At 70.0% G+C, this 21627-nt stretch carries 20 protein-coding genes; 14 read left to right on the top strand and 6 right to left on the bottom strand.

Annotated features, from left to right (window positions below; translation table 11 throughout):
* Window positions 1-10 precede the first annotated feature (10 nt).
* Window positions 11-1111, bottom strand: a complete 1101-nt coding sequence (locus B0I28_RS16650; protein ID WP_106364969.1) for a sugar ABC transporter substrate-binding protein — start codon at window positions 1109-1111, stop codon at window positions 11-13.
* Between the two features lie 178 nt (window positions 1112-1289).
* Between B0I28_RS16650 and glmU the strand changes: the two genes are divergently transcribed.
* From glmU to B0I28_RS16605, 9 genes are all read left to right on the top strand, one after another.
* Window positions 1290-2729, top strand: a complete 1440-nt coding sequence (gene glmU, locus B0I28_RS16645) for a bifunctional UDP-N-acetylglucosamine diphosphorylase/glucosamine-1-phosphate N-acetyltransferase GlmU (protein ID WP_106364968.1) — start codon at window positions 1290-1292, stop codon at window positions 2727-2729.
* A 101-nt stretch (window positions 2730-2830) separates the two neighbouring features.
* Window positions 2831-3814, top strand: coding sequence for a ribose-phosphate diphosphokinase (locus B0I28_RS16640; protein WP_106364967.1), 984 nt, complete (start codon window positions 2831-2833; stop codon window positions 3812-3814).
* 200 nt (window positions 3815-4014) lie between these two features.
* Window positions 4015-4623, top strand: a complete 609-nt coding sequence (locus tag B0I28_RS16635; protein ID WP_106364966.1) for a 50S ribosomal protein L25/general stress protein Ctc — start codon at window positions 4015-4017, stop codon at window positions 4621-4623.
* Window positions 4624-4632: 9 nt separating this feature from the next.
* Window positions 4633-5220: an aminoacyl-tRNA hydrolase gene (gene pth / locus B0I28_RS16630; protein WP_106364965.1), complete on the top strand. Its 588-nt coding sequence runs from the start codon at window positions 4633-4635 to the stop codon at window positions 5218-5220.
* A 161-nt stretch (window positions 5221-5381) separates the two neighbouring features.
* Entirely contained in the window at window positions 5382-6842 is a 1461-nt protein-coding gene (locus tag B0I28_RS16625) for a sugar transferase (RefSeq protein ID WP_106364964.1), read from the top strand.
* A gap of 266 nt (window positions 6843-7108) precedes the next feature.
* The gene (locus tag B0I28_RS16620) at window positions 7109-7930 is read left to right on the top strand and encodes a 3'(2'),5'-bisphosphate nucleotidase CysQ (RefSeq protein ID WP_106364963.1); all 822 of its coding nucleotides are present in this window, start codon (window positions 7109-7111) and stop codon (window positions 7928-7930) included.
* 76 nt (window positions 7931-8006) lie between these two features.
* Window positions 8007-8909, top strand: coding sequence for a sulfate adenylyltransferase subunit CysD (gene cysD, locus B0I28_RS16615; protein ID WP_106364962.1), 903 nt, complete (start codon window positions 8007-8009; stop codon window positions 8907-8909).
* The gene (gene cysN / locus B0I28_RS16610; RefSeq protein WP_106364961.1) at window positions 8910-10187 is read left to right on the top strand and encodes a sulfate adenylyltransferase subunit CysN; all 1278 of its coding nucleotides are present in this window, start codon (window positions 8910-8912) and stop codon (window positions 10185-10187) included.
* 145 nt (window positions 10188-10332) lie between these two features.
* On the top strand, window positions 10333-11211 hold the full coding sequence (locus B0I28_RS16605; RefSeq protein ID WP_106364960.1) for a hypothetical protein: 879 nt from the start codon (window positions 10333-10335) through the stop codon (window positions 11209-11211).
* A gap of 98 nt (window positions 11212-11309) precedes the next feature.
* On the opposite strand, the gene B0I28_RS16600 is transcribed toward B0I28_RS16605, so the two are convergent.
* The 5 genes from B0I28_RS16600 to B0I28_RS16580 all read right to left on the bottom strand — a co-directional run bounded on the left by B0I28_RS16600 (window position 11310) and on the right by B0I28_RS16580 (window position 14934).
* Window positions 11310-11678 (bottom strand): MmcQ/YjbR family DNA-binding protein, encoded by a 369-nt coding sequence (locus B0I28_RS16600; RefSeq protein WP_106364959.1) that lies wholly within the window; start codon window positions 11676-11678, stop codon window positions 11310-11312.
* Window positions 11679-11717: 39 nt separating this feature from the next.
* Complete coding sequence (locus B0I28_RS16595; protein ID WP_106364958.1) at window positions 11718-12422, bottom strand: hypothetical protein; 705 nt, start codon at window positions 12420-12422, stop codon at window positions 11718-11720.
* A 10-nt stretch (window positions 12423-12432) separates the two neighbouring features.
* Complete coding sequence (locus B0I28_RS16590; RefSeq protein WP_106364957.1) at window positions 12433-13050, bottom strand: DUF305 domain-containing protein; 618 nt, start codon at window positions 13048-13050, stop codon at window positions 12433-12435.
* An 84-nt stretch (window positions 13051-13134) separates the two neighbouring features.
* Window positions 13135-14079, bottom strand: coding sequence for a DUF3105 domain-containing protein (locus B0I28_RS16585; protein ID WP_106364956.1), 945 nt, complete (start codon window positions 14077-14079; stop codon window positions 13135-13137).
* A gap of 153 nt (window positions 14080-14232) precedes the next feature.
* Window positions 14233-14934, bottom strand: a complete 702-nt coding sequence (locus B0I28_RS16580) for a thioredoxin-like domain-containing protein (RefSeq protein WP_245889010.1) — start codon at window positions 14932-14934, stop codon at window positions 14233-14235.
* 103 nt (window positions 14935-15037) lie between these two features.
* Here B0I28_RS16580 and argS point away from each other — a divergent pair, with 103 nt between their 5' ends.
* From argS to thrB, 5 genes are all read left to right on the top strand, one after another.
* Entirely contained in the window at window positions 15038-16687 is a 1650-nt protein-coding gene (gene argS, locus B0I28_RS16575; protein WP_106364955.1) for an arginine--tRNA ligase, read from the top strand.
* A complete protein-coding gene (lysA, locus tag B0I28_RS16570; RefSeq protein WP_106364954.1) occupies window positions 16687-18117 on the top strand; it encodes a diaminopimelate decarboxylase in 1431 nt (476 codons plus the stop codon). The genes argS and lysA overlap by 1 nt, the downstream gene beginning before the upstream one ends.
* Window positions 18118-18258: 141 nt before the next feature.
* Window positions 18259-19536: a homoserine dehydrogenase gene (locus tag B0I28_RS16565; RefSeq protein WP_106364953.1), complete on the top strand. Its 1278-nt coding sequence runs from the start codon at window positions 18259-18261 to the stop codon at window positions 19534-19536.
* A gap of 7 nt (window positions 19537-19543) precedes the next feature.
* Complete coding sequence (thrC, locus tag B0I28_RS16560; protein ID WP_245889009.1) at window positions 19544-20611, top strand: threonine synthase; 1068 nt, start codon at window positions 19544-19546, stop codon at window positions 20609-20611.
* Entirely contained in the window at window positions 20612-21514 is a 903-nt protein-coding gene (thrB, locus tag B0I28_RS16555; RefSeq protein ID WP_106364951.1) for a homoserine kinase, read from the top strand.
* Window positions 21515-21627: the final 113 nt, after the last annotated feature.

The following is a 21627-nucleotide window of genomic DNA, read 5'->3' as shown; positions in this document are numbered from 1 at the left end:
TTCTTCTCCTTTAACCGATCCCGTGCTCGGTGCACAGGGCCGCATAGTCGCCGGCGCACAGCTCGGCCGGGTCGGCGTAGCCGTCGTCGACGACGTCCTGGATGTTGTCGATGGTGATGGCGACCGGCTCCAGGAGCACCGACGGGACCTCCGCGGAGCTGATCGGGTCGGTCACGCTCGCCTCGGTCTCGGGCGTCTCGCCGTTCGCGAGGGCCACCGCGAGCTCCGCGGCCGCGTCGGCCTCCTGCTTGACGGCCTTGTAGACGGTCATGCACTGGTCGCCGGTGAGGATGTTCTGAAGCCCCTGGACGGTGGCGTCCTGGCCGGTGACCGGGACGGTCCCGTTCAGGTTGTTGCGCTGGAGGACGGTGATGACCGCGTGGGCGAGGCCGTCGTTGGCGGCCAGGACCCCGTCGATCTCGGCGCCGGTGTCGGTGAGCATCTGCTCGAACAGCGTGCCGGCCTGGGCGTTGTCCCAGTCGGGGACCCACTCGTCGGGGCCCTTCTCGAAGGTGCCGTCGGCGTACAGCGGGTCGAGGACCGAGTCGTAGCCGTTCTTGAACAGGGTCGCGTTGTTGTCGGTCGGGGAGCCGTTCAGCTCGGCGATGAGGGAGGGGGCCGCAGCGCCTTCGAGGCACGCGGCGAGGCCCTGGCCCTGGAGGACGCCGACCTGCTCGTTGTCGAAGCTGACGTAGTAGTCCGCGCCGCCGTCCTCGGTGAGGCGGTCGTAGTCGATCGTGGCCACGCCCTGGGACTTGGCCTTCTCGATCACGGTCTTGCCGGTGCCCGAGTCGAGGTTCACGGTGACGAGGACGTCCACGCCGTTGGTGAGCATCTGGTCGGCGATCGTCTGGAAGTCCTCGCGGCTGCCCTGGGCGTTCTGGATGTCGTAGTCGACCCCGGCGGCCTCGAACGCCTCTTCGAGGTACTTGCGGTCGGCGGTCTCCCACCGGTCGGACGAGGCCGAGTCGGGGAGGATGACGCCGATGAGCGGGGTGTCGCCGTCGCCCCCGGCGCCGTCGTCCCCGGAGCCGCACGCGGCCGCGGTCAGGGTCAGGGCCGCCGCGCCCAGCGCGGCGGAGAGTCGGAGCGGAATGCGGGTGGAGTGCATGAGAGGTACCTCCGAGATTTGTTGTTGACTGCAACATATGATGCGCGACACAAGTCGCACAAGAGGCGGCGGGGTGGAGAACGTGTTCCACACGTAACGATTCGGTAATGGGGCGACCACTCGCCGGCCCGGCGGCCCGGGCCGTTCACGTCGGCGCCACCGACTACCATGGCCCATCATGAGCAGTGAGCGTTCTGCGATCATCCTGGCCGCCGGCCTGGGGACCCGCATGAAGTCCACCAAACCCAAGGTCCTCCACGAGGTGCTCGGCCGCACCCTGGTCGGCCACGTCCTCCGCAGCGTGCGGGCGATCCGGCCGGAGCGCCAGATCGTGGTCGTCGGCGCCGCCGCCGACCAGGTCCGCGCCCACCTCGCCGAGGTCGCCCCCGAGGCCGACACGGTCTTCCAGGACCAGCAGCTGGGCACCGGCCACGCCGTGCGCATCGCCATGGACGCCAACCCGGACCTCAAGGGCACCGTCGTGGTCGCCTTCGGCGACGCGCCGCTGCTGCGCTCCTCGTCCATCGCCGAGCTCGTCGAGGTGCACGAGAAGAAGGGCAACGCCGTCACGGTCCTCACCGCCGTCGTCGACGACCCCACCGGCCTGGGCCGCATCGTGCGCGACAACGAGGGCAACGTGCTCCGCAACGTCGAGCACCGCGACGCCGACCACGCCGAGCTCGCCATCCGCGAGATCAACTCCGGGACCTTCGCGTGCGACGCCGACGTGCTGCGCGAGCAGCTCGACCGCCTCTCCACCGCGAACGACCAGGGCGAGTACTACCTCACCGACATCATCGAGCTCGCGCGCGAGGCCGGGCACACCGTCGGCGCCGTCGTCGTCGACGACCCCACCGAGACCCTCGGCTGCAACGACCGCGCGCAGCTCGCCGACCTGCGCCGAATCCTCCAGGGCCGCATCAACACCGAGCTGATGAAGTCCGGCGTCACCATGGACGACCCGGCCACCACCTGGATCGACGCCACCGTCAAGGTCGCTCCCGACGTGCTCATCCGCCCCGGCGTGCAGCTCAAGGGCGCCACCGCCGTCGACTCCGGCGCCGAGATCGGCCCCGACACCACGCTCACCGACACGATCGTCGGCGCGGGCGCCGAGGTCGTGCGCTCGCACGCCGTGCAGGCCCACATCGGCGAGGGCGCGCACGTCGGCCCGTTCGCGCACCTGCGCCCGGCCTCGAAGCTCGCCGAGCGGGCCAAGGTCGGCGCGTTCGTGGAGACCAAGAACGCCGAGATCGGCGCGGGAGCCAAGGCCAACCACCTCGCCTACCTCGGCGACGCCACGGTCGGCGCCGACGCGAACATCGGCTGCGGCGTGATCACCGCGAACTACGACGGGCTCAAGAAGCACCGCACGGAGATCGGCGAAGGGGCGTTCATCGGCTGCGACACCACGCTCGTCGCCCCGGTCTCCGTCGGCGACGGCGCGTACGTCGGCGCCGGGTCCACGATCGTCAAGGACGTCGAGCCCGGCGACCTCGCCGTCGCCCGCGCCCGCCAGGCCGCGCTGGAGGACTGGGTCGCCAAGAAGCGCCCCGGAACCGTCTCCGACAAAGCAGCAAGGCGAGCGAAAGGTGAGGCGGGAGTGTCCGAAGCGTGACGCGACACTAAACGCCCCGGTCGGCTACCGCCGACCGGGCCGGTCGGGGACACTGGAACCGTCGAGGTTCTGGTGAGACGACCTATGGGGGAGCCCACGTCATGGCGAGCATGTCCGCTGTCAACTCCAAGATGCTCATGCTGTTCTCCGGGCGCGCGTACCCGGAGCTGGCCGAGGAGATCGGCAAGCACCTGGGGGTCGCGCCGACCCCGATGAGCGCGTACTCGTTCGCCAACGGCGAGCTGTTCGTCCGCTACCAGGAGTCCGTGCGCGGCTGCGACGCCTTCGTCGTCCAGTCCATGCCCGCCCCGATCAACGAGTGGGTCATGGAGACCCTCATCATGATCGACGCGCTCAAGCGCGGCTCCGCCAAGCGCATCACGATCGTCCTCCCGTTCTACCCGTACGCCCGCCAGGACAAGAAGCACCGCGGCCGCGAGCCCATCTCCGCGCGCCTGGTCGCCGACCTGTTCAAGACCGCCGGCGCCGACCGCATCCTCACCGTCGACCTGCACACCGCGCAGATCCAGGGCTTCTTCGACGGCCCCGTCGACCACCTGTTCGCCATGGGCACGCTCGCGCGGTACGTCGAGGAGAAGTACGGCGACCGCCCGATGGCGATCGTCTCGCCCGACACCGGGCGCGTGCGCCTCGCCGAGCGCTGGTCCGACCGCCTCGGCGGCTGCCCGATCGCGTTCGTGCACAAGACCCGCGACCCGCTCAAGCCCAACCAGGTCGTCGCGCACAAGGTCGTCGGCGACGTCGAGGGCCGCACCTGCCTGCTCATCGACGACATGATCGACACCGCGGGCACGATCTGCTCCGCCGCCGAGATGCTCGCGAAGTCCGGCGTCGAGGACATCGTCATCGCCTCGACGCACGCGATCATGTCCGGCCCCGCCGTCGAGCGCCTCGCCGCCGCCCCCGTCTCCGAAGTCATCGTCACGAACACGCTGCCCCTCCCCAAGGAGGCGCAGGACCTGGAGAAGATCACCACCCTCTCGATCGCCCCGCTCGTCGCGAAGGCCATCTGGGAGGTCTTCAACGACGGCTCCGTCACCACCCTGTTCGGCGGCCTCTCCTAAATCACATATCGACGCCCGTGGCAAGCCCCACCGGACGCGCGTAGTACTCTGGTGGGGTTGCCGACGGCGAGGGTGTCCTCCAGAGGGCGCCGTAATCGACGCAAAGGCGTAGGTCTTTTCAGGGCTGCTGTGCCCTTCTGAATGCCGACGTGAGCGTCGAGCGCCGCATGAATCGTTGCTAAAAACAGGGGAGTATTTCCGTGTCCGAAGTTCGTATCAGCGCAGAGCCTCGCACTGACTTCGGGAAGGGCGGTGCCCGCCGTACGCGCAGGGCTGGAAAGGTTCCCGCGGTGGTCTACGGCCACGGCGAGAAGCCGCGCCACATTTCCCTTCCCGGACTCGAATTCGCCGCCGTCCTCCGCAAGGGCGGGCTGAACCAGCTCATCCAGATCGAGGTCACCGACGGCACCCGCGAACTGGTGATCCCCAAGGACCTCCAGCGCGACCCGCTCCGCGACGAGATCGTCCACGCCGACCTGCTCATCGTCCGCCGCGGCGAGACCATCACCACCGACGTGCCGATCCACTTCACCGGCGAGGTGGAGAAGGGCGGCCTGGTCGTCCACGAGCTCACCAGCCTGAACATCGAGGCCGAGGCCACCGCCATTCCCGACGCCATCGAGGTCGACCTCGAAGGCCTGGCCATCGGCTCGCAGCGCACCGTCGCCGAGATCGCGGTGCCCAAGGGCGTCGTCATCCTCAACGACGGCGAGCAGACCGTCGCCATGGTCGCCGAGCCGCGCGCCGAGGCCGCCGCGGACGCCGAGGCCGAGGGCGAGACCGCCGAGGCCGAGGCCCCCGCGGAGTAGATTCGACTCATGACCGACACCCCGACGCTCGTGGCCGGCCTGGGCAACCCCGGGCCGAAGTACGCCGCGAACCGTCACAATGTCGGTTTCATGGTCGCCGACGCCCTCGCCCGACGCGTCGGCGGCACGTTCGCCGTGGCCCGCAAGGCCCGCGCCGAAGTCTGCGAGGCCCGCCTGGGGGTAGGCGGGCCTCGCGTCATCCTCGTCAAGCCCATGACGTACATGAACCTCTCGGGCGACTCGGTCGCCCCGCTCGCGCAGTACTACGGGATCCCCGCCGAATCGGTCATCGCCGTCCACGACGAGCTCGACATCCCGTTCGGGGAGATCCGCATCAAGCGCGGCGGCGGCGAAGGCGGCCACAACGGCCTGCGCTCGCTCTCGAAGTCCCTCGGCACCAAGGACTACGCCCGGGTCCGGTTCGGCGTCGGCCGCCCGCCCGGCCGCCAGGACGCCGCCGACTTCGTCCTCAAGGACTTCGCCAAAGCCGAACGGCCCGAAGTGGACCTCGGCATCGAACTCGCCGCGGACGCGGTCGAGGCGATCATCGAGAAGGGCTTCGTGATGGCCCAGAACGTCATCAACGCACCTTCGTAGCTTTTCCCTGCGCCGCTTCCACTTTCAGGTGGATTCCCCCACCCTCCTCGCGTGTGGACCAGTCTCATGTACTCCTTAGCGTGACAATTCCGTCACTCTTCGTCCACTCGGTCGTTAGATCCGTTGTGACGGTTACCGAGGCACGTGAGAGCACCCAGGGCATGCAGGCGCGGGGGCGCGTCTACTCCATCAGTCCTCAGGGGACCCGGCCCTACGGCGGCCCTCCCGCGTGGCAGCGGAAGTACTTCGCGGGCATCATCGGCTCCGACGTCGCCGCGGGCATCCTCGGTGCGGGCCTGGCGTTCGCGGCCCGCTTCGGGCACCTCGACGGGCACACCCGCATCTACGCGCTCGCGCTCATCGCCCTGCCCGCCGTGTGGCTCGCCGCGCTCGGGCTCTCGCGGGCCTTCGAGAAGCGGTACCTGTTCGTGGGCACCGAGGAGTACCAGCGCGTCGTGCACGCCGCGGTCGGCCTCACGGCCGTCGTCGCGATCGTCTCCTATGGACTCGAAGTGCCGACCTCGCGGGTGTTCGTGCTCATCGCGATCCCCACGGCCGCAGCGTTCTCCATCACCGCGCGGTTCGCGTGGCGCAAATGGCTGCACCGGATGCGACGCTCCGGCAGGTGCATGAAGCGGGTCGTGCTGGTCGGCCACGAGTCCTCCGTCGCGGCGCTCATCGTGCAGCTGCGGCGCGAGCACTACCACGGGCTCAACGTCGTCGCCGCGTGCCTGCCGACCGAGCGGCCGCGGGGCGCGCTGCTGGAGTTCAACACCCGGGTGCGCGGCAGTTTCGACCGGATCGCCGAGGCCGTCGCGGCCGAGCGCGCCGACACCGTGATCGTCCTGTCCTGCCCCGAGATCGACGGGAAGGCGCTGCGGCGCCTCGCGTGGAAGCTGGAGCGCAGCGAGGTCGACCTCATCGTCGCCTCGGCGCTCGTGGACGTCGCGGGCGACCGCACCACCGTACGCCCCGTCGACGGCCTGCCGATGCTCCACCTCGACCACGCGCGCCTCACCGGGGTGCGCCGCGTGGCCAAGGACGCCGTGGACCGGCTCGGGGCCGCATTTCTACTGCTCATGCTGTCACCGCTGCTGCTCGGCGCCGCGTTCCTCATCCGGTGTACGTCGCCGGGCCCGGCCCTGTTCAAGCAGGAGCGCATCGGCAAGGACGGGCAGCCGTTCACGATCTGGAAGTTCCGCACCATGTACACCGACGCGGAGCGGCGGCTCGCCGAGATCGCGCACCTGAACGAGTCGGACGGCGTGCTGTTCAAGATGAAGGACGACCCGCGCATCACGACCGTGGGGAAGTACCTGCGGCGCTTCTCGATCGACGAGTTCCCGCAGCTGGTCAACGTGTTGCGCGGCGACATGAGCCTGGTCGGGCCGCGCCCGCCGCTCGCCGTGGAGGTCGCCGCCTACGAGTCGGACATGCGCCGCCGCCTCGCCGTCAAGCCCGGCATGACGGGCCTGTGGCAGGTCTCGGGCCGCTCGGACCTGCCGTGGGAGGAGGCCGTGCGCCTCGACCTGCGGTACGTCGAGCACTGGACGCTTTCGCTGGACTTCGTGATCCTCCTGCGCACCGTCACCGCGATCCTGCGCCCGCAGGGCGCGTACTAGGCCCCGCGCCCCCGGGGTCGGGTGTGTCGCCGCTGAGGCGCCCCCGGCTTCAACGATGGCGCGGGGGTCCGACATCGCCGGGGCACGGCGCCCCCGCGGTCGGGTGTGGCGGAGCGCAAGCGCCCCCGAGTCAACGATGGCGCAGGGGTCCGACAGTTCGGTACCGATGGTTTGGAGTTCGATTGAACCCGGGAATCCCTCCCATTTTGCGGGATGAGGTCGCTCAGCATTTGGACGCGGAAGGGCCGCAGCGTAGACTGACCGGCATGCACGACGCCCCAGGCCCCGCGTCAGAGACCGGAGCCCCCACCGCCACGCCCCAGGCCGCGGCGCCAGACGACACGGCCCTGGCCGCGTCGCTCGCGACCGGCGCCGGGGAGCTGCTGCTGGCGATCAGGGCCGAGCTCGGCTTCGCCGACTCGCGTGCGCTCAAGGCCGCGGGGGACCTGCGCGCCAACGACTTCCTGCTCGGCCGCCTCAGTGAGGAGCGCCCCGGCGACGCCGTGCTCTCCGAGGAGGGCAAGGGCGAGGCGGGCCGCGTCGGCACCGAGCGGCTCGGCGCCGACCGCGTGTGGATCATCGACCCCCTCGACGGCACCCGCGAGTACTCCGAGGAGGGCCGCGACGACTGGGCCGTCCACGTCGCCCTCTGGCAGCGCGGCCTCGGCCTCACCGCCGCGGCCGTCGCCCTCCCCGCGCAGGGCGTGACCTTGCGCACCGACGAGGTCTACCCGGTGCCCGCCGCGGTGCCCGCGAAACCCAGAATCGCCGTCTCCCGGACCCGCCCGCCCGCGCAGGCGCTGGCCGCGGAGGCCGCGCTCGGGGCGGAACTCGTGCCGATGGGCTCGGCCGGAGCCAAGGTCATGGCCGTGGTCGCCGGTACAGTCGACGCGTACGTCCACGCCGGCGGCCAGTTCGAGTGGGACTCCGCCGCGCCCGTAGCGGTGGCCCTGGCCTCCGGATGGCACGCCACGCGGATCGACGGCGCTCCGCTGCGGTACAACGAGGCCGACCCCTACCTTCCCGACCTGCTGGTCTGCCGCCCCGACCTGGCCGAGCCGCTGCTCGCCGCCGTCGACGGGCACTGACCGCACCGGTCCGCAAGGGCCGCAAGACAACGACCGACACCCCGTCCGGGGTCGAGCTGAGAGGAGCACTGCGCCGGTGAGCGACTATCGAATCAGCCATACCGCCGCGCTGGAGGCCGAGGCGATCTTCATCTTCCGTGAGGTCGCGGCCACCTGTCAGCGCCCCGTGCTGCTCTTCTCGGGCGGCAAGGACTCGATCGTCATGCTGCACCTGGCACAGAAGGCGTTCGCGCCCGCGCCGATCCCGTTCCCGGTCATGCACGTCGACACCGGCCAGAACTTCGCGGAGGTCATCGACTACCGCGACCGCCGGGTCGCCGAGACCGGCGTCCAGCTCATCGTCGCGTCCGTGCAGGACGCCATCGACCGCGGCATGGTCACCGAGCCGCCGGACGGCACCCGCAACCGCATCCAGACGCCCGTGCTCCTGGAGGCCGCCGAGAAGTACCAGTTCGACGCCCTGTTCGGCGGGGCCCGCCGCGACGAGGAGAAGGCCCGCGCCAAGGAGCGCGTGTTCTCCTTCCGCGACGACTTCGGCCAGTGGGACCCGAAGAACCAGCGGCCCGAGCTGTGGAACCTGTACAACGGGCGCGTCCACCCGGGCGAGCAGATCCGGGTGTTCCCGCTGTCGAACTGGACCGAGCTCGACGTGTGGCGCTACATCGGCTCCGAGTCGATCCCGCTGCCCGAGGTGTACTTCGCGTCCGAGCGCGAGGTGGTCGACCGCGGCGGGATGCTCTACGCGGTCAACGAGTTCATCCAGGTGCGCGAAGGCGAGACCGTCTTCAAGGAGACCGTCCGCTACCGCACCGTCGGCGACGCGAACCTGACCGCCGGGGTCCGCTCCGAGGCGACGACGATCGAGGAGATCATCGCCGAGGTCGAGGTCACCCGCGTCACCGAGCGCGGCGCGACCCGCGGCGACGACAAGACCTCTGAAGCGGCCATGGAAGACCGCAAGCGGGAAGGGTACTTCTAGATGACCGACACGCTGACCTCGCGCGAGGACACGCACGAGCTGCTGCGCTTCGCCACGGCCGGTTCGGTCGACGACGGCAAGTCCACGCTCATCGGGCGGCTCCTGTTCGACTCGAAGTCGCTGTTCGACGACCAGTGGGACGCCGTCGAGGCCGTCTCCGCGGGCCGCGGCGACGAGTACACCGACCTGGCGCTGCTCACCGACGGCCTGCGCTCGGAGCGCGAGCAGGGCATCACCATCGACGTCGCGTACCGCTACTTCTCCACGCCCGAGCGGAAGTTCATCATCGCGGACACCCCCGGGCACATCCAGTACACGCGGAACATGGTCACCGGCGCCTCGACCGCCGACCTGGCGCTGATCCTCGTGGACGCCCGCAAGGGCCTGGTGGAGCAGTCGCGGCGGCACGCGTTCCTGTGCTCGCTGCTGCGCGTCCCGCACATGGTCCTGTGCGTCAACAAGATGGACCTCGTGGACTACGACGAGGCCGTGTTCAAGCAGATCGAGAACGAGTTCAAGGCGTTCGCGACGAAGCTCGAAGTCCCCGACCTCACCGTGGTCCCGATCTCGGCGCTCAAGGGCGACAACGTCGTCCACCGCTCCGAGAACATGCCGTGGTTCCAGGGCCCGAGCCTCCTCCACCACCTGGAGAAGGTCCACATCGCCTCGGACCGCAACCTCGTCGACGTGCGCTTCCCGGTCCAGCACGTGATCCGGCCGCACTCCAGCGACAACCACGACTACCGCGGCTACGCGGGCCAGATCGCCTCCGGCGTCATGAAGCCCGGCGACGAGGTCATGGTGCTGCCCAGCGGCTTCACCTCCCGCATCGCGTCGATCGAGACCGCCGACGGGACCCTCGACGAGGCGTTCCCGCCCCTGTCGGTCACGGTCCGCCTGGAGGACGAGCTCGACGTCTCCCGCGGCGACATGCTCTGCCGCCCCGGCAACCAGCCGCGCGTCGCCCAGGACATCGAGGCGATGGTCTGCTGGATGGACGAGTCCCGGCCGCTGCGCCTGCGCGGCAAGTACGCCATCAAGCACACCACGGCCGACGCGCGCGCCGTCGTCAAGGACGTCCAGTACCAGCTCGACGTCAACACCCTCCACCGCGACGAAACCGCGAACGAGCTGAAGCTCAACGAGATCGGCCGCGTCACGCTCCGCACCACGAAGCCGCTCCTCTGCGACGACTACCGCCGCAACCGCTCCACCGGCGGCTTCATCATCATCGACGAATCCGACAACCGCACCGTCGGCGCGGGCATCATCGTCTAAGCACCGCAAGAGATTCGGGGCCAGTCGCGCAGCGACTGGCCCCGAATCCGTTGTCACTGACGGTGACACTCTTCACTCTGAACATCATGCGTGTCGGAGCGTCGAAACGCGAATCATGCGGTGAACCTCAATAACGTTTCATGTCATGGTCACCCATTCGCATGAGGTCCCCATCCGCCTGTTCCAGGCTCGCCCGGAACTCGCGGCCGAGCTGCTCGTCAAGACGCTCGGCGCCGCGATCCCCGCGTATGCCAGCGCACTGTCCGAATCGGAGGCGCTCACCAACAATGACCCCCTGGAACTCAACTGCGACAACGCGGCAGTGTTCCGCAGCGAGGCGGGGGTGCCCGTCTTCGCTGTGATCATCGAAGTCCAACGGCACCAGGACAATCGGAAGCAGTTCAGCTGGCCGATGTACGTGACGATCCTCCGCGCCCGTCTCCAGTGCCCGGTGCGGCTGCTCGCAGTCTGCACCGATGAGGCGACAGCGGACTGGGCGCGGCGGCCCATCGAAGTCGGGCCGCCCGGCTTCACCCTGCTCCCGGACGTGATCAATCCGGAGGAGCTCCTGGAGATCAACGAGGATCGGAGCGCCGTAGGCGCGGTCGAGATCCTGATCCTCAAAGCCGCCTGCGGAGGACCGCAGGCCGAACAGGTCGCCCACCGCCTCGGCCGGAGGCTCAACGAGCTGTCCGAGTCCGACCGCCAGCAGTATGCTGGATGGGCGATGCAACTTCTCTCGACCGAAGCATGCAACGTCTTGGAGGAATACATGAGCATGACGTACCAGGAGTACCTGGAGAGCCCCGCCGGCAGGCTGGAGCTCAAGGGCGAGGCGCGCGGCGAGGTGCGCGGGAAGGCGCTCGGCAAAGCCGAAGCCGTGCTCGAACTTCTCGAACTCCGCAAGGTCGAGGTACCCGACGCGGCACGAGAGCGGATCCTGTCATGCACTGATCCCGACCAGGCGGACCGCTGGTTCACCAGCGCGTTCAGCGCACACGACGTCGAAGCGATCTTCGACTGACCCTCAGCTCGACTTCAGGAAGGGCCCGGCCGCGATGCGGCCGGGCCCTTCCTGTTCGGACCGGACGGGTGGGGCGGCCCTCGGCGTTCCCGGAGTGCTCACCCGTCGGCGCCGGGTGAGTCGTTCCGCGACGCCTCGTGCGCCTTGTGGACCCTGATGGGGGCCTTGAGGAGCCAGGCGTCCTCGATGAGTTCGGCGAGGCGGGGGAGTTCGATCCTGGCGAGGTCGACGAGGATCATGGCGTAGCCGTCGTAGTGCTTGGTGGTGTAGTAGGTCGGGTCTGCGGAGGCGAGGAGGGCGGCTTTCTCGCTCGGGTCGCAGACGATCGCGAGGCCGCCTTCGGCCTCGGTGCGGAGGCGGGCGAAGAAGCGGCCCTTCACTTTGAGGGAGGGCGTCTGCCAGCTGGTGGTCTCTTCGACCTCGGGGTAGCGCATCGCGATCTCGACCACGTCGTCCCAGGTAGCCATATGTCCATGTTCCCGCAAGGGTGCGACATTTTCAGGCCGTCAGGGGTTGATCCAGTTGCCGATCGTGATGAGGCTCGCGGCGGAGGCGCCGAGGACGGCGGTGGCGACGACGGCGGCGGCGAGGAGCCGCAGCGGGGTCTGGGTCCAGTCGGGGCCGATCTGGTGGCGCATCGCGGGCATCGAGCCGGTGCCCGGCTCGGGCTGGGGCGACTCGTACGCCTCGGGGATCTCCTCGGGCTTGGGCCGCATGAACGCCGACGTGGGGAGCAGCTGCGTGTCGCCGGAGGTGAGTCCGCCGTCGATGCGGACGTGGTCGACCTGGACGGTCACCGGCCCGACCGCGCCCCGCAGGCCGTCGCCGACGCGCGCGAACTGCGTCGTGTCGTCGGAGCGGGGCCGCGAGGGCTCCATGCGCGGCTGCGAGGTCTCCCAGGAGTACCGGAACCGGTTGGACTGCATGTCGGTCGGCGGCGAGCCGTCGCGGCCCGCGCGCGGGACCGACCAGCCGCCCGCCCGGGGCTCCTCGCGGGGCGCCGAGGGCTCGGTGAAGCGGCCGTGGTCGTCGGGGCGCTCCCAGGAGTAGCGCGGCCGGGACGGCTCGCGCGTGCGGGGGAGCGCGCCGGAGACGGTGTCGACCTGGACGGTCTTGAGCTCGTCGGTGCCGCGGCCGTCGCCGACCCGGGGCAGCTCCCCGGTGGTCGGGTGCGCCGGGTCGCCGTATCGCGGTCCCCAGTTGTCGCTCACGGCGGACTCCCTAGTTCTCGACGGTCGAGAGGATCCGGTCGCGGTGGCCTTCGAGGTTCTCGATCTCGGCCTGCTGCACCGTGATCGTGCGCTGCGCCGCGTCCGCGACCAGCTCGTCGTCGGTCAGGTCCAGCGCGGCCTTCGCCATGTCGACGCCGCCGATGTGGTGGTCGATCATCAGGTTCGCGAACATGACGTCCGCGTCGGTCCCCGTGGTGGTCTTGAACTCCGCGAGCTGCTCGTCGGTCGCCATGCCGGGCATGAGCCCCCCGGCGGCCTCGGAGTCGTGGGCGTGCTCCTCGCCCGCCCACGCCATCGGCTCGCCGCTGGACAGCTGCACGCCCCACTGGCGCAGCCAGGAGCGGTACATGCCCATCTCGGCGCTCTGGGAGGTGGCGATGTCGTACGCGACGGCCTTCATCGTCTCGTCGGAGCCGTTCTGCCACTCGTACATGGCCATGTCGACGGCCTGCTGGTGGTGCGTGATCATGTCGCGCGCGAACCCGGCCTCGACCGAGTCGTTGCCGGGCGAGGACGTGCCGACCACGTAGCCGACCGCGCCGCCCGCGGCGAGCATGAGCACGGCGGTGATCGCGATCAGCAGTGCGGGCCTGCGCCACAAGCTCATTCGTCCTCCTTCGGCGGGCGCCCTCGCGGAGCGCCCGCGCCCTCGTCATGCCTAACGAGCGTCGGCCCGAAAGGTTCGCCGCGGTCAGCCCGTCGGCATCTGCCCGGCGTCCTCGACCGTGGTCGAGACGCCGCCGGAGCACGCCGCGTTGGCCTCGGCCGTGTTGTCGGCGTTCTGGATGTAGTAGTCCAGGAACTCGTCGATCTTCGGGTCGTTCAGGTCGTCCGTCTGGTACTGGACGCCCCACGCCTGGACCGACACTTCCACGCCCTGCTCGGGGTAGGGGCTCATGAGGGTGTAGTCGCGGCCGTTGATCTTCTCGGAGAGCTGCGCGATGCCGTCGCCGTCGACCAGCGCCGGGTCGTAGGTCAGCCAGACCGCGCCGTGCTCCAGGGAGTGGACGGCGTTGCCGTCGACGATCGCGGCCGCGTACACCGAGCCGGTGCAGGTCTGCCACGCGCCGAGGTGGTTGCCGCCGGTCGGCGGGGTCGTCTCGTACGTGGGGTTGTCGTTCGAGGTGTCCTCGTCGCCGTCGACGTGCGTCTGCTGGACCACCCACGGGTGCTCCAGGTCCTCTTCGGTGACGTCGCCGTCCTGGAGGGCCTTGGAGACCTCCGAGTAGTTGGCGTACTCGCCGTAGTAGTCGGTGACGCCTTCCGGCGGCTGGCTCCGGTCCCAGACGACGAACACGGCGGCCCCGATGAGGCCGAGCGCGACGACGCCGACGCCGGCGAACGTGAGGATCATGCCCCACGGCTTCGGCTGCTTCACCTGGACCGCGCGGCCCTTGCGGCCGGGTCCGGACTTCGCGTTCTTCGAGGAGGTGTCGAAGGCGCTCTTGCCGGAGCTCTTGGCGGGCGTCTTCCCGGCGCCCTTGGCCGGGGTCTTGCCCGAGGTCTTGGCCTTGGACGAGCCCTTGGACCCGGCGGACTCCTTCACCGGAGTCTCCTTCGGGTCCTCGGCGGAGTCGCCTTTGCCAGTGCTGCCCTTGCCGGCGCTCTTGGTGGCGGATTGCTTCTTGGTAGCCATATCGCGGGGCGTGCCTCTATCGTCGACGACAGGTTGAGCCAGCGGCACCGGGGGAGGGCCCGGCATGAACACCACTCGCGTAGGCCACCTTACCTGGTCGGGCCGCGACCCTTCTTTAGAGACGAGGCTTATGCGCGGCCCGTGCCCGTCCGGCTACGACTCGACCGTCGTGTTCACCCCACCTGCGCAGGTCGCCATCGACTCCGGGTTGAACCGGTCGTTGAGGATGAACTCGTCCAGGTACGCCTCGATCACCGGGTCCGCCGGGTCGTCGGTCTGGTACCGGTTGCCCCACGACTGGAGCGACACCGCAGGCCCCTGCCCCGGGTACGGGCTCATCAGCGAGTAGTCCCGGTTCTGGATCAGCAGCGCCAGCGCGTCGACCGCCTCCGGCGCGACCAGTTCCGGGTCGTACGTCAGCCACACCGCGCCGTGCTCCATCGAGTGGACCGCGTGCCCGTCGATCAGCGGCGCGTCGTACACCGACCCGGTGCACGTCTGCCACACGCTCAGGTGGTTCCCGCCCGCCGGGGGCACCAGGTCGTACACCGGCGGCTGCCCGTCCCAGTCCGTCGCCGTGTCCACGTGCTCCTGCTGCGCCACGAACGGGTACTCCAGGTCCTCCGCGGTGACCTCGCCGTCCTGGATCGCGGCCATCACCGTCACGTAGTCGCCGTACTCCCCGTAGAACGACTCCACGCCCTCGATCGCGACGCCCTGCGCCGCCTCCTGCGAGGTCTCGTCGCCGGCCGCCGCGCCGTCCTCCCCCGAATCGGCGGCCGGAGTGCAGGCGGCGAGGGCCGCCAAGGCGAAGAGGGGAGCGAGTGCCGTCCAGCGGGTGCGAAGCGTGCGCATGTTCGGAGCCTTCCGTCGGAGTTGCCACTGACAACCTACCGGTGCAGGCCACACGGGCCTTTATCACTCGCAGGCCCAGAAGCCGGGAGTCTACGATTACCGGGTGACTCCTGAGACGCTCGCAGAGAAAGTGCTGTCCGCTACGCGCGATGCCTTCGAGGCCCTGAACCTCGACGCCGCCGTACTGCCCGCCGCGACGGCGGTGGAGCGACCCAGGGACCCCAAGCACGGCGACTACGCCTCCAACATCGCGCTCCAGACCGCGAAGAAGGCCGGCACCAACCCGCGCGCCCTCGCCGAGCAGATCGCCAAGAATTTGACCAGCACCGACGGTGTCGCCAAGGTCGACATCGCCGGACCCGGCTTCCTCAACATCACCCTCGACGCCGCCGCCGCGGGCGAGATCGCCGGGAAGATCGTCGCCGCCGGAGACACCTACGGCGCCAACGAGTCCATGGCCGGACACAACGTCAACCTGGAGTTCGTCTCCGCGAACCCGACCGGGCCCGTCCACATCGGCGCCGTCCGCTGGGCCGCCGTCGGCGACGCCCTCGCCCGGGTCATGCGCGCCTCCGGCGCGAAGGTCACCGCCGAGTACTACTTCAACGACGCCGGCTCCCAGATCGACAACTTCTCCGCGTCGCTCCTCGCCAGCGCCAAGGGCGAGCCGACCCCCGAGAACGGCTACGGCGGCGCCTACATCGCCGACATCACCGCCGACGTGCTCAAGCAGCACCCCGACGCGCTCGACGCCGACGACCCGCAGGAGGTCTTCCGGGTCGCCGGGGTCGACCTCATGTTCGCCGAGATCAAGTCCGACCTCGCCGACTTCGGGACCCACTTCGACGTCTTCTTCAACGAGAAGGACCTCCACGACAAGGGCGAACTCGACGCCGCCGTGGAGCGCCTCGACAAGCAGGGCCACATCTTCGAGTCGGAAGGCGCGCTCTGGCTGCGCACCACCACCTTCGGCGACGACAAGGACCGGCCGCTGAAGAAGTCGAACGGCGAGTGGACCTACTTCGCCGCCGACTGCGCCTACTACCTCGACAAGCGCGAGCGCGGCTTCGACAAGCTCGTCATCATGCTCGGCGCCGACCACCACGGCTACATCGGCCGCATGCAGGCCATGAGCCGGGCCTTCGGCGACGAGCCGGGCACGCTCGAAATCCTCATCGGCCAGCTCGTCAACCTCCTGCGCGACGGCAAGCCGCTGCGGATGTCCAAGCGCGCGGGCACGGTCCTCGGCCTCGACGACATCGTCTCCGCGATCGGCGTGGACGCCGCCCGGTACGCGCTGGCGCGCTACTCCGCGGACTCCTCGATCGACCTCGACATCGACCTGTGGACCCGCAACTCCAGCGACAACCCGGTCTACTACGTGCAGTACGCGCACGCCCGCATCGCCGGGGTCCTGCGCAACGCCGCCGACCGCGGCGTCGACAAGGGCGAGAGCTACGACGCGTCGGTGCTCACGCACGAGCGCGAGTCGGACCTGCTCAAGGCCCTCGCGGAGTTCCCGTCGGTGGTCGCGACCGCCGCCGAGCTGCGCGAGCCGCACCGGGTCGCCCGGTACGCCGAGGAGCTCGCGGGCGCCTATCACCGGTTCCAGCACGACTGCCGGGTCCTGCCCGTCGGCGACGAGGAGCCCACGGACCTCAACCGCGCCCGGCTGTGGGTCGTCGACGCGACGCGCACGGTCCTCGCGAACGCCCTCGCGCTGCTCGGCGTCTCGGCCCCGGAGCGGATGTAATGCGCACGCACGAAGCCGGTGCGCTGCACGGCGACTTCGACTCGCTGCGCCCGTCGTGGCTCGGCGTGCCCGAGGACGTGAACACGCTGCTGCCGCAGCTGTGGGCCCGGAACGTGGAGCGCGCCGAGGACGGCGTGGTCCACGTCGGGGGGATCTCCGCGGAGAAGCTCGCGGCCGAGTTCGGCACGCCCGCGTACGTGTTCGACGAGGACGACTTCCGGGCGCGCTGCCGGGCCTGGACCGAGGCGTTCGCCGACTGCGACGTGTTCTACGCGTCGAAGGCGTTCTGCTCCAAGGCCGTGCTCCGCGCGGCCGCCGAGGAGGGCCTGTTCGTCGACGTGTGCACCGCGGGCGAGCTCGCGGTGGCGCTCGCGGCCGGGCTCGACCCGGCCCGGCTGGGCCTGCACGGCAACAACAAGTCCCTCGCCGAGCTGCACCAGGCCGTGGAGACCGGCGTGGGCCGGATCGTGGCCGACTCGTTCCAGGAGATCGAGCGGCTCGAAGCGATCGCGCGGGAGCTGGGCAAGCGCCCGAACGTGATGATCCGCGTGAACGTGGGCGTCGAGGCGCACACGCACGAGTTCATCGCCACCGCGCACGAGGACCAGAAGTTCGGGTTCTCGCTCGCCGACGGCGTCGCCTACGAGGCCGCGCGCCGCGTCATCGCCGCCGAGCACCTGAACCTGCTGGGCCTGCACTCGCACATCGGGTCGCAGATCTTCGACACCGCCGCGTTCGAGGTCTCGGCCGCGCGCGTGGCCCGCCTCCAGGCGAAGCTCCAGGCCGACTTCGGCGTCGTGCTCGGCGAGCTGGACCTCGGCGGCGGCTTCGGCATGGCGTACACGACGCAGGACGACCCGCAGGCGCCCGCCGACATCGCGTCGTCGCTGCGCAAGATCGTCGACGACGAGTGCGCGGCCGCGGGGATCAGCGTCCCGCGCCTGTCGATCGAGCCGGGCCGCAGCCTCATCGGGCCGTCGATGTTCACCCTCTACGAGGTCGGCACGGTCAAGCCCGTGACGCTCTCGGGCGGGGCCTCGCGCCTGTACGTCTCCGTCGACGGCGGCATCAGCGACAACATCCGGACCGCGCTCTACGACGCCACCTATTCGGCGACGCTCGCCTCGCGTTCGTCCTCCGCCACACCGGCGCTCGCCCGCGTTGTGGGAAAGCATTGCGAATCCGGCGACATTGTTGTTAAAGATGAATTCCTCCCGGCCGACGTCAGGCCGGGGGACCTGCTCGCGGTCCCGGGGACCGGCGCCTACTGCCGCTCCATGGGCTCGAACTACAACCACGTGCCCCGCCCGCCGGTGGTGGCCGTCCGCGACGGCCAGGCCCGGGTGATCCTGGCACGTGAGACCGTCGACGACCTACTGCGTCTCGACGTCGGCTTATTGGGCAAGGAGGCACGCCAGGGAACAATCTGAGCTGCGGCTCGCTCGTCGCAAGTGCGCTCCGCAAGCTCCGCTGATGTACTAGCTCCTCACGAGCCTTGTCAGATTGCCCCCTGACGCACCTCCTCCTCCCAATAACGGGTGGGACCGAATCTCTACGAAGGGACACTCGCGATGAAACTCGCGCTACTCGGATGCGGCACCGTCGGCAGTGAAGTCGTGCGCCTCATGCGAACGCGCGGGGAGGAGCTGGCGGCCCGGGTGGGGGAGCCGGTCGAGATCGTCGGGATCGCCGTGCGCCGCCTCGACCGGGACCGCTCGCACCTGCCGGTGCCCAAGGAGCTGTTCACCAACGACGCGCTGAGCCTCGTCAAGCGCGAGGACGTCGACATCGTCGTGGAGGTCGCCGGGGGCATCGAGCCCGCCCGCACCTGGATCACCACCGCCCTCGGCGAGGGCAAGTCCGTCGTGACCGCGAACAAGGCCCTCCTCGCCGAGGACGGCCCGGCCCTCGCGGCCGCCGCGAAGTCCGGCGGCGCGGACCTGTACTACGAGGCCGCCGCCGCGGCGGCGATCCCGCTCATGCGCCCGCTGCGCGAGTCGCTCCACGGCGACACGATCAACCGGGTCCTGGGGATCGTCAACGGCACCACGAACTACATCCTCAGCAGCATGTCGCAGACCGGCGCGGCGTTCGAGGAGGCCCTCGGCGAGGCCACCGAGCTCGGCTACGCCGAAGCGGACCCGACCGCGGACGTCGACAACTACGACGCCGCCGCGAAGGCCGCGCTCATCGCCTCGCTCGCGTTCCACACCCACATCGACCTCGGCGAGGTCTACCGGGAGGGCATCCGCGACGTCACCGCCGCCGACATCGCGTCGGCCGCCGCCGAAGGGCGCGTCGTCAAGCCGCTGTGCATCGCCACCCGGGAGGCCGACGGCGTGTCCGTGCGCGTCCACCCGGCGATGATCCCCGCGAGCCATCCGCTCGCGAACGTCAACGGCGCGTACAACGCCGTGTTCGTCGAGGCCGAGTCCGCGGGCCGCCTCATGTTCTACGGAGCGGGAGCGGGCGGCTCCGAGACCGCGTCGGCCGTGCTCGGCGATATCGTGGCCGTGGCGCGCAACAAGCGCGGCGGGATCACCGCGTTCCCGCCCGAGGCCGCCTACCAGGACCTGCCGGTGAAACCCATCGGCGAGGCCCGCACCCGCTACCACGTCAGCCTCGACGTAGTGGACGAGCCCGGCGTGCTCGCCCGCGTGGCGGCCACCTTCGCCCACCACGGCGTCAGCCTCGCCACCGTCCACCAGTCCGGCCGCGGCGACGACGCCCAGCTGGTGGTGGTCACCCACACGGCCGCCGACAAGCAGTTGTCGGACACCGTCGAAGAACTGTCGCAGCTGACGTCGGTGCACCAGGTCACCAGCGTCATGCGCGTCGAAGGAGAATAAGGGCGAAATGTCCAGCTCTATGCGCCCTGGCTGGCGCGGCCTGATCGAGGAATTCCGCGACCGCCTGCCCGTCACCGAGGCCACGCCCGTCGTGACCCTCCAGGAGGGCGGCACGCCGCTGCTCCCCGCGCCCGTCCTGTCCGCGAAGACCGGCTGCGACGTGTACCTCAAAATCGAGGGCCTCAACCCGACCGGGTCCTTCAAGGACCGCGGCATGACCCTCGCGGTCTCCAAGGCCGTCGAAGACGGCTCGAAGGCCGTCATCTGCGCCTCCACCGGCAACACCTCGGCGTCGGCCGCGGCCTACGCCGCCCGCGCCGGGATCACCTGCGCGGTGCTCATCCCGGCAGGGAAGATCGCGCTCGGCAAGCTCGCGCAGGCGCTCGTCCACGGCGCCAAGGTCCTCCAGGTCGACGGGAACTTCGACGACTGCCTGAGCATCGCCGACAAGCTCGCCATCGAGTACCCGGTCACGCTCGTCAACCACCTGAACTACAACCGCATCCTCGGGCAGAAGACCGCCGCGTACGAGGTCGTGCAGGTCCTCGGCGACGCCCCGGACGTCCACTGCCTCCCGGTCGGCAACGCGGGCAACATCACCGCGTACTGGCTCGGGTACAACGAGGACCACGCCGCGGGCGCGGCCACGAAGCTCCCGCGAATGCTCGGCGTCCAGGCCGCCGGGTCGGCCCCGATCGTCGACGGCCGCGTCGTGGAGCACCCGCAGACCATCGCCACCGCGATCCGCATCGGCAACCCCGCGTCGTGGACGAAGGCCCTCGACGCCAAGGCCGAGTCGAACGGCGACATCATCGCCGCCACCGACCGCGAGATCCACGCCGCGTACATGCTCCTGGCCCGCTCCGAAGGCGTCTTCGTCGAACTCGCCTCCGCCGCGTCCGTCGCGGGCCTGCTCAAGCAGGCCGCCGCGGGCTGGCTCGAACCCGGCCAGACCGTCGTCTGCACCGTCACCGGCAACGGCCTCAAGGACCCCGACTGGGCCGTCTCCACTGCGCCGCAGCCGCAGACCGTCCCCGTGGACGTCCTGCAGACCGCGACAGCGCTGGGGCTCTAGTTGGGCACCCTCACCACCGGGCCGCGGGCGACCGTCCGCGTCCCGGCCACCTCCGCGAACCTCGGCCCCGGCTTCGACTCGCTCGGCCTCGCCCTCGACCTGTGGGACGAGATCACCGCCGAGGCCACCAGCGGCACCAAAGTGACCGTCGAGGTCGAAGGCGAGGGCGCGGGCACCGTCCCGGTCGACGAGCGCCACCTCGTCGCCTCCGCGATGATCCGCACGTTCGCGTCGCTCGACCTCACGCCTCCGGGCCTGAACCTCAAGTGCCGCAACAGGATTCCGCACGCCCGCGGGCTCGGGTCCTCCTCCGCGGCGATCGTCGCCGGCATCATGCTCGCCGACGCGCTCGCCGGGGCCGGCCTGACGCGGGCCCAGAAGCTCAAGCTCGCCAGCGACATCGAGGGCCACCCCGACAACGTCGCGCCGTGCCTGCTCGGCGGCTTCACCATCGCCTACTCCACAGAGGACGGAGCGAAGGCGGTCGCGCTCGACCCGTCGCCGCGCCTGCATCCGTGGGTCTACATCCCGCGGGCGAAGGGCCTGACCTCGGTCGCCCGCGCCGCGCTCCCGGCCACGGTCGAATACGCCGACGCGGTGTACAACCTCTCGCGTTCGGCGCTGCTCGTGGCCGCGGTGACGGTGCGCCCCTCGCGCCTCTTCGAGGCCACCGACGACCGCCTCCACCAGCGGTTCCGTGCCGCGGGAATGCCCGAGAGCACCCGGTTGTTGGAACAGCTGCGTGCCGCCGGAATCGCCGCGGCGATCTCCGGTGCGGGACCGACCGTGCTCGCCCTGGCGGTGGACGGCGCCGACGTCCCCGAGGCCCCCGAAGGCTTCGAGGCGAGGCGCCTGGACGTCGCCGACGGCGCAGTGCAGGTCGCACCGGCTCCGAACGAGTGATCCTCGGGTCCGTTGTTGGGAATGGCAAAGGTGCGCTACTATTCCAGTTAGACGACCACCCGGTGTCGTGACTGCTCGAAGCCTTGCTTATGCTTGTAGTCACAACAGCTGCG

Origin of the sequence: Glycomyces artemisiae (assembly GCF_003002955.1) — a bacterium.
In the GTDB taxonomy this organism is placed as follows: domain Bacteria; phylum Actinomycetota; class Actinomycetes; order Mycobacteriales; family Micromonosporaceae; genus Glycomyces; species Glycomyces artemisiae.
Note: the sequence above shows the minus strand (reverse complement) of the source record. Positions and strands in the feature narration are given on the sequence as shown.

Bases quoted from the DNA above. Each gene is read 5' to 3' on its own strand.
- B0I28_RS16650 (WP_106364969.1), bottom strand. From the start codon at position 1,111: ATGCACTCCACCCGCATTCCGCTCCGACTCTCCGCCGCGCTGGGCGCG.
- lysA (WP_106364954.1), top strand. From the start codon at position 16,687: ATGCGCACGCACGAAGCCGGTGCGCTGCACGGCGACTTCGACTCGCTG.
- B0I28_RS16640 (WP_106364967.1), top strand. From the start codon at position 2,831: ATGGCGAGCATGTCCGCTGTCAACTCCAAGATGCTCATGCTGTTCTCC.
- cysN (WP_106364961.1), top strand. From the start codon at position 8,910: ATGACCGACACGCTGACCTCGCGCGAGGACACGCACGAGCTGCTGCGC.
- B0I28_RS16590 (WP_106364957.1), bottom strand. From the start codon at position 13,050: ATGAGCTTGTGGCGCAGGCCCGCACTGCTGATCGCGATCACCGCCGTG.
- B0I28_RS16605 (WP_106364960.1), top strand. From the start codon at position 10,333: ATGGTCACCCATTCGCATGAGGTCCCCATCCGCCTGTTCCAGGCTCGC.
- glmU (WP_106364968.1), top strand. From the start codon at position 1,290: ATGAGCAGTGAGCGTTCTGCGATCATCCTGGCCGCCGGCCTGGGGACC.
- B0I28_RS16620 (WP_106364963.1), top strand. From the start codon at position 7,109: ATGCACGACGCCCCAGGCCCCGCGTCAGAGACCGGAGCCCCCACCGCC.
- thrC (WP_245889009.1), top strand. From the start codon at position 19,544: ATGTCCAGCTCTATGCGCCCTGGCTGGCGCGGCCTGATCGAGGAATTC.
- pth (WP_106364965.1), top strand. From the start codon at position 4,633: ATGACCGACACCCCGACGCTCGTGGCCGGCCTGGGCAACCCCGGGCCG.
- B0I28_RS16585 (WP_106364956.1), bottom strand. From the start codon at position 14,079: ATGGCTACCAAGAAGCAATCCGCCACCAAGAGCGCCGGCAAGGGCAGC.
- B0I28_RS16625 (WP_106364964.1), top strand. From the start codon at position 5,382: ATGCAGGCGCGGGGGCGCGTCTACTCCATCAGTCCTCAGGGGACCCGG.
- B0I28_RS16600 (WP_106364959.1), bottom strand. From the start codon at position 11,678: ATGGCTACCTGGGACGACGTGGTCGAGATCGCGATGCGCTACCCCGAG.
- B0I28_RS16580 (WP_245889010.1), bottom strand. From the start codon at position 14,934: ATGCGCACGCTTCGCACCCGCTGGACGGCACTCGCTCCCCTCTTCGCC.
- B0I28_RS16565 (WP_106364953.1), top strand. From the start codon at position 18,259: ATGAAACTCGCGCTACTCGGATGCGGCACCGTCGGCAGTGAAGTCGTG.